The organism is Pseudonocardia sp. Ae505_Ps2 (assembly GCF_001932425.1).
In the GTDB taxonomy this organism is placed as follows: domain Bacteria; phylum Actinomycetota; class Actinomycetes; order Mycobacteriales; family Pseudonocardiaceae; genus Pseudonocardia.
Genome location: NZ_MCIP01000002.1, coordinates 31,236 through 38,541 on the forward strand (window position 1 = coordinate 31,236; position 7,306 = coordinate 38,541).

The following is a 7,306-nucleotide window of genomic DNA, read 5'->3' on the forward strand; positions in this document are numbered from 1 at the left end:
GCTCGCGAGCACGGCATCATCGACGCCCTCACCGAGCATGAGATCCCGGCGGCGGCCGACACCGCCTACCAGGGCGCCGGACCCACCGTCGCGGTCCCGCAGCGCCGCCGCCGCAAGGATCCCGACACCGGCCGCTACCGAGGTCTGTCGACGAACCAGAAGGCCGTCAACGCCGCGCACGCCCGCCGCCGCGGCCCCGGCGAGCGGGCCAACGCCGAGCTGAAGAACTGGAAGATCCTGCGCAAGATCCGATCCAGCCCCAACCGGGCCGGCGACCTCATCGCCGCAGTTCAGAGCCTCATGATCGCCAACGCTTGATCAGGTTGGCAAAGGCTCAGTGCGACGACCTCTGGATCGCAGGCGGCCACCGGGCGGACTTCGGCTCTTGTGGGCTGGTCCATCATCATGATCAAGTGATCATCTCATGGTTCAGTCGGTGCCCACGGCGCGGTGCGGCCGCGACGAAGGTGGCGCACCACACGAGCGCCGTGACGGATGCGATGCCGAACATCAGTCCGTACCCCCCGGTGAGGTCGAACGCGATGCCGCCCAGCCAGGTTCCGGCCGCGGCGCCGAGCGCGCTACCGACCTGTACGAGGCCGGATACCCGCCCGAGTACAGGTCCCGCGAACATGTCGCCGGTTCCGGCGCTGCGGGCACCGATCACACCGCCAACCACGAGGCCCAGCCCGGCAGACAGGACTGCGACCAACCACTGCGCCGGAAGCTGCGCGGCCCCGATGAGCAGCACGATGTAGGCCAACCCAGCGGTCACCCCGACGCGCTCCCGCCCCCACCGGTCCGATGCTGCCCCAGCGGTGAGCTGTCCCGCGATGTAGCCAAGCGACGCGATGCTGAGAATGAACCCGGCGGAAGCCACCGAGTAGCCGGAGGTCACCAGGAATGGTGCCAGGTGCTGGAAGACAACGAAGTCGAGCACGCTCGCCGCTACAGCGGCGATGAACAGGAACCAGAACGCTGGGAAAGCCAAAACAACACCGATCCCAACGGTTCTTGCCGGGGCCTCGTCAGGCCCGTCGGTTCGAACAGAGGTGAGTGTGCGTCGATGTAACATGAGGAACGCCAGCGCGACGACGCCGGCGACGATCCCGGCGACCAGGTAGGCGACCCTCCAGCTGTATGCGGAGATGATCTGGCCGAGCAGGTTGAACAACAAGAAGTTCCCAAGCCCAACGCACGCATAGGCTAGGCCGAGCGCTCGGCCGCGGAACTCGGTCGGGTACGAGTTCGACACCATGACCTGGGCGGCGACGATCAGCACGGTCGTCGCTGTCGAGAGGACGAGGGCGTACAGAACATAGAAGTGCCACAGCGCCGTCGCCCGCGACGCCACGCTGAGTCCCACGCCGACGATGATGAACCCGGCGGGCACGGCTCGCCCTGGCCCGTACCAGTCGACGAACCTGCCCACGAGCGGTGCCGACAGCGCGCTACATAGCAAGTAGACCGAGTACATGCTCGATGCCTCACCGCGGGTAATTCCAAGATCGCGGGTGAAGGCGAGCGAGAACAGCGAGAAGCCTTCGACTAGCCCGAAGATCGTGCCCAGGGCCAGCCCGCCCAGCAACGCCGTCTGCCAGAAGGACAGGCGCTCCCGCAATCCCGCCGCCATTAGGCGCCGCCCACAGCGAATCGCGGCGGCCCGGTGAACGTCTCGGGGATCTCCAGCTTGTTACTCTCGTACGCTTCTGCGATCCGACTGCGGGTGCGGCAGTGCTGATCCAGGCTGGCAATTCCCTCGCGGACGAGCTCGCGACCGTCCGGGCCAACGCCAGTGAACCAACTGACCAACGGCTGCGGGTGGAATCCCATCCGGACCTTGAAGCCGTACATGCTACGGCCCATCTCGATCCGCTTCACGCCGAGGCGTTCGGCCAGCTGCAGGGTCTGAGCGTATAGCGCGTAGTAGGTACCAAGTTCTTTATGGTGGTCGTAGTTGAGTCCTGCAATCCAGGCGTAGAGCGTTTCTTCGAAGTGCATCAGGACGAAGCCGCCGAGCAGCTCATCATTCAGCCAGATGCTCACGAAATACACGTACTCACGCAGATTCTCGAAGATGCTGTACAGGTTCTCCGGCGGGTTGATCGTCGCGACCCCGTGTCGGGCGCACACGTCCTCGACGAGCTTCGCGAACCGCTCGACGTCGCCGGACTCGATGGTCGTTCGGATGTGCGCGCCCGACCTGAGCGCCTTCGTAGACAGCCTGCGGAACTCCCGGCGGAACTTCTGGCTCCGCAGTGTGTCCAGGTGCGCCTGCGCTGTGCCCGCGAAGTCGACGCCGCTGGTTGCTTCGGTGTAGACGGGGCTGAAGCCACGCTTCTCCAGCTCGGAGCCAAGCGGGTCGGACTCGGGGACCCCGGGGAAGCCGAAGACAGGCACGCCGAGGTGGGTCGCGACCTCACCCACGGCGCCGACCAGGTCGTCGACGATCTCTGCGGGGTCGATGACCGAGCAGACTCCGTTAAAGTATGAGTACCACGAGTGCCCGACCAGCATCCGCGTGTGCAGGATCGGGTGGTCGAAGTCGTAATCGGGGCCGTAACCGACGTAGTGTGGGTCTTCCTGCACCTCGTAGAACGGCGCGACGGCATCGAGGCGGCCGTCGGTCCGGTGGCAGAAGTGGCGGGCATGGAACAACGGCGCCGGCGGCGCCGTCTCGTACGCCGTCAGCCACTGATGACTGTGGAAGACCGACCCTCCCGCTCGGATTACGACATCGTTCCACTCCCCGGCATCCACGTCGTTCATCGAGTCGTGCACGGTCCAGCCTGAAACCACTGTCACTCCTTACATCTACCGGGGGCGCAGGATCCCGATGTCCTCGAGTACCTCAGCTAGGAGCGCGACGGCCAATTCCAGGCCTGCCTGAGCGGCGGGACCAGCTGGGATGCGCGCGGCCGCCACCTCAGCTGGCGCTTTCCCCGTGGAGAGCTCACCACCGAGAGCGTGCATGTCGCGGCCCACGGTGCGCACGTGCTCCTCCCCCTGGACCGACCAGAACTCGTCGGGCATCAGCCGCAGTCGCGAGCAGTAATCCGTCCACACGGCCGTGTCGTGGATCTTGCGGACCGGGCCAGGCCGCCATAGACGGTCTAGGTCGAGCCTGGTGAGCGGTGCTGCGTAGGCGATCCCGGGCCTGCCGGGGGCGAGGTTCATAGTCGAGCAGAAGTACGTTGTCCGACCGTCGGTCCGACGCGTGCCCGACAGTTGGTCAACGATGTCATCCGGGTCAGCTCCGGTGATGCTGGCGATCCGCTCTGCGGTTATTGCGTCCCGCAGCCGCATCGGCACCGCGGAGTCGGCGGCGATGGAGATCGCGTGCTGCGGAAAAATCTCGCGGAGTTCAGTGAGCACCTCGGGCTCGGCTTCGCCCATGCTCTGAAACCGCATCGTCACCCGTCGCGGCGGTCCTGCGGCCAGCTGCATCCAGAACGTCCGGATCAGGTCGAGTCCGTCCAGGCCACCGTTCCCGGCCGTCGGGTAGGGCATCCCGGAGGGCACGGGGACGCCCGGAAGATTCGTTATCACGTGATCGAACTCGGCAAGGTCAACGTCGGAAAAATGCCGAACCTCGGTGGTGACCTCAGCGCCGCCGGGGTTGAGCGCGCAAGTCATCTCGGTGGCCCGCACCGCGTCTGGGAGGACGTCGATCGCGCGGACCGAACCCGCGGTCCGCGCGGCGGCCGCCGTCGCGACCCCGGAGCCGGAGCCGATGTCGAGCACGGCGTCCCGCGGTGTCGCGGCGAGGACAGCTTGAGTGAACTGGAGTGAGTCCTCGCCCAAGTGGACCTCGTGCTCGGTGCTGTAGTCGCGGTCAGCGGCGATCAGCAGCCCGGCGAAAGCGCTCAGGCGCCACCGCCCGGTGCGGTAGACGCCGCCATTGGATGTCACGAGGCCGGCGTCGACCAACGCGCGCCCGATATCGTCACGGATCGACGAATGCCCGATGTCGAGGCCAATGTGCAGCAGTCGAGCCAGCTCGTCACGTGGGTATGGCGCGGCCCCCGCTGGGGAGGCGTCGGTCAGCGCCTCCCCAGCGAGCCACGGTTCCCACGTATTGAGACACCCACGACGGCGCCCGTCGAGCAGACCAGGCAGGTCTACTCCCCGGAGCACTTCGGCGACAGTAGAAACCGCGGGGGACACGACGATCATCCGAAGTGCCGCTCGTGGGTCTCCGGGTACAGGTCCTCCATGCTGGAATGGTCAACGGGCCGAGTCAGGTCCGATTCGGTGGCGAATGTGTAGCAAACGATCATACGCTCGGCGTCCTCGGAAAGCGGCGCGACCCGGTGCAACGCGGTGTCGGCCTTGAGCAGGTACGCATTGCCGACCCCCGGGTGTCGGCGGACCACCGGACCCTTCGCGACGAGTTCGTCTACCCGCGGGTTCTCACGGTCCCACGGGGCGCGCGCGATGAAATCGACACTGCCGCCGATTGTCTCGTCCGGGATCTTGAAGATCCAAACGAGCGCCCAGGTGTAGTCGTCCCAGTGCCATCCGTGCACGTCTCCGGCCTCGTGCAGCCGGGCAGCGATGTACTCCTCGGGAGTGTAAGGAACCGGCAAGACGGTCTCACCGACGATCTGCTCGAGGTAGCTTCGTAGCCCGCGGCTGTGGAACAACTCCGGAACGACGGTGCAGCCAGCCGCGAGCGCGTCACGGTCAAGGTTGGAGTACTTACGCGGAGTGTGGCCGCTCTGGGCGACGACGATGTCGCGCCGCTTCGCCTGTTTGTTGAATAATTCCTCGACCTCGCCGAAAGCGACGTCGAATACCCCAGGCGGGGTAAATCCGACAATCTCGGCGAAGTCGGTCTCCTGATAACTGCGACGCAGATCGAAGATCTGCGACTGCATCGCCTCAGACGCAAAGTGCTCGTCAGTGACCTCACGGATGGTATCCAGCGACTCCCGGATCGTGGCGACTACAGGCATGCCTCTCCTCCGTTCCTCTATTTCACGAATGCGGGCGAGAAAGAATCACTCGCCGCATGCCGACATCGATATTAGTACGTGGTCGGCAAGGAGTCTTCCTTCTTCGTGCCACCAGGAGGTGAACAGGTGGCGTCGGCGGAAGGATCGCAGGTGATAGCCAGTCCGCTCTCGAAGCTGTCGAGGTGCCGCTGACAGCGGTCGGCAGATTTCGCTCGGACAACGGCAAATCCGATGCGATCGAGGAAAGCGTGCGGCGGCGTTCGGAGCACGGTTCCGAGTTCCACCTCGCGCGTGAAAGCGTACAGCCAAGGAGCGGACCTGATCTTCGGGTCCAGATAGAGGCCTACCAGCCTGCTCTCCGCCGCGGGGTAGAAGAATCGGATCGCGGCGGCCGCCAGCCCGCCTCCTTCGGTCCCCTCGGGCATGGCAGGGAGGTCCACCCCGCACACTGCGGCGGCGGCCTCGACAACCTGATCCCGTCCGGTTGCCAGGCGTACGAGCAGTGGAATCAGGTCCCCACCGGGCCTCGCTCCGATCTCGATCACGCGCGGTCCAGTACGGGTCAGGCGCAGCTCAGTGTGGGTCGCACCCCAGGTGATCTCGACGGCAGCATGCGTGGCTTGAACTACGGAGACGATCGCCGAGTCGTCCGCAGTCACCGGCTCCCTCGGCGCGACCACGTGCCCAATCTCCTCGAAGTACGGTGCAGGTCCGAGAGACTTTCGTGTAACAGCCAGGATCTCGGGGACGCCGTCTCGGACCACGCACTCCACCGAGATCTCCGGCCCATCCAGAAACTCCTCGACCAGGAGTCGCCCACCAGCCGAGCCATAGACACCGTGTCCAGAGTTGGCGGCGACGGCGTAGGCAGCGTCGAACTCGAAGTCGGCGTCAACCCGGATCACGCCGATGCTCCCAGCGAGTGCCTGTGGCTTCAGCACTACTGGGTAGCCGAGCTCCTGGGCTGCGGCACGCGCCGCGTCACGGGAGTCGACCCGGACGCTTCGGGCTGACGGGACGTTGCCGGTTTTCAACCGCGCACGCATCTCGGCCTTGTCTCGGCACGCACGGGCGGTCGAGATCGAGTTGGCACGAAACCCAGCGCCTGCGCCGACCTCTGCCGCTGTCTCGACGGCAAACTCATCGTAAGTGAATATTCCATCGAAACAGTTGAGGTTTCGACGGACATACTCAGAAACGACTGCCGGATCGCGGTGATCAATGGCGACGTGTCTGTCGACAACCGCTCTCTGCGATTCGTTGGCGGAAGCGTCGAGCAGTGTCACCCGAAAGCTGCGCGCCAACGCTTCGAGTGAATATCCCCGGTAAACCGGATCGCCAGCACCTAAAAGCAGTAGCCTCGGCAGCAGCATCTTCCACCCCAAATGCTATTTATCACCTTGCGGGGCCCCCTAACTCCGGAGGGTGAACCTACACGACGGACCATCACGGCATGAAGAGCTGTGACATAGAGCATTTCAAGCCACGGGCATCCGGACCCGGCGTGGAACCGGCTCTTCCGGGAGTGGACTGCAGGTCAGGCCCCAGCAGGTCGACAGTCGATGGCTGAGAGACGACGGTCCGGGGCGTAACCATCATCAGTGAGCCTTTGCCAACCTGGCTGGGACGGGGTGGGTGGATGTCCTCCGAGGCCGCCCGCTGGCCCGCCTGTTCCCTGTCGATGCAGGTCACCCCGGTGACTCCGCCAGCCTCCGATGTCGCGTCTCAAGCTTCTGACCAGGGCCAACGTCAGGTTGGCAAAGGCTCACTGAGGTGTTCTCAGTAGCGGGGTGGCAGGTCGTGGCGACACGCCGAGGGTGGTGAGATGAGCGGGAACGGGGCAGGACCCCGGTAGATCGGTTCGGTCCAGCACAGATCGACACCGTCACCGAGGTCCTGCATGTCTGATCCTGTCACCTACACCGCTGTCCTCCCGATCGGGGAGCGCACCGTGGCCTATCTGGCGCGGCTCCTGGTCCTTCAACGCCGTCGACGTGGCACCCGGCGGCGGGCGTTGACCCCGTTCGCCCAGGCAGTGCTGGTGATCCGCTGGTTCTGTGATGCTACCCGGGTCCGATGTTCGGCCGGTGACAACGCGATCAGCACTGCAACGGCCTGCCGTTACCTGCACGAAGGCATCGACGTCCTCGCCGCGGCCGCACCCGGCCTGCACGGAGCCCTGCTCGCCGCCCGCACAGCCGGGCACACCCACGTGAATCTCGACGGCACCCTGATCGCCACCGACCGGTGCCGCGCGCTCGGCCTCACCCCCGGGGTCGACCTGTGGTGGTCGGGCAAGCACCGCCGCCACGGCGGGAACATCCAGGTCCTCACCGCACCTGATGGAT

The 7,306-nt window shown here is 65.5% G+C and carries 6 protein-coding genes and 1 pseudogene; 2 read left to right on the forward strand and 5 right to left on the reverse strand.

All coding sequences use genetic code 11. The features are described from left to right. On the forward strand, positions 1-318 hold a 318-nt coding region (locus tag Ae505Ps2_RS28355), incomplete at its 5' end, for a transposase family protein (RefSeq protein ID WP_139320281.1). Positions 319-409: 91 nt separating this feature from the next. Here Ae505Ps2_RS28355 and Ae505Ps2_RS28360 read toward each other — a convergent pair. From Ae505Ps2_RS28360 to Ae505Ps2_RS28380, 5 genes are all read right to left on the reverse strand, one after another. Beyond that, positions 410-1,633: an MFS transporter gene (locus Ae505Ps2_RS28360; RefSeq protein ID WP_075313235.1), complete on the reverse strand. Its 1,224-nt coding sequence runs from the start codon at positions 1,631-1,633 to the stop codon at positions 410-412. Further along, positions 1,633-2,799: a GNAT family N-acetyltransferase gene (locus tag Ae505Ps2_RS28365; RefSeq protein ID WP_139319123.1), complete on the reverse strand. Its 1,167-nt coding sequence runs from the start codon at positions 2,797-2,799 to the stop codon at positions 1,633-1,635. The genes Ae505Ps2_RS28360 and Ae505Ps2_RS28365 overlap by 1 nt, the downstream gene beginning before the upstream one ends. Positions 2,800-2,814: 15 nt before the next feature. After that, a complete protein-coding gene (locus tag Ae505Ps2_RS28370; protein WP_075554336.1) occupies positions 2,815-4,176 on the reverse strand; it encodes a 50S ribosomal protein L11 methyltransferase in 1,362 nt (453 codons plus the stop codon). Then, entirely contained in the window at positions 4,173-4,958 is a 786-nt protein-coding gene (locus Ae505Ps2_RS28375) for a hypothetical protein (RefSeq protein WP_075313229.1), read from the reverse strand. Before Ae505Ps2_RS28375 ends, Ae505Ps2_RS28370 begins: the two co-directional genes overlap by 4 nt. Before the next feature lie 71 nt (positions 4,959-5,029). After that, positions 5,030-6,244, reverse strand: coding sequence for an ATP-grasp domain-containing protein (locus Ae505Ps2_RS28380; protein ID WP_075313227.1), 1,215 nt, complete (start codon positions 6,242-6,244; stop codon positions 5,030-5,032). Positions 6,245-6,858: 614 nt separating this feature from the next. Between Ae505Ps2_RS28380 and Ae505Ps2_RS32830 the strand changes: the two are divergent. After that, positions 6,859-7,306: pseudogene (locus tag Ae505Ps2_RS32830) on the forward strand (IS5/IS1182 family transposase); the annotation flags it as partial.

Coding starts and splice junctions, on each gene's coding strand:
- Ae505Ps2_RS28370 (WP_075554336.1), bottom strand. CDS start 4,176: ATGATCGTCGTGTCCCCCGCGGTTTCTACTGTCGCCGAAGTGCTCCGG.
- Ae505Ps2_RS28360 (WP_075313235.1), bottom strand. CDS start 1,633: ATGGCGGCGGGATTGCGGGAGCGCCTGTCCTTCTGGCAGACGGCGTTG.
- Ae505Ps2_RS28375 (WP_075313229.1), bottom strand. CDS start 4,958: ATGCCTGTAGTCGCCACGATCCGGGAGTCGCTGGATACCATCCGTGAG.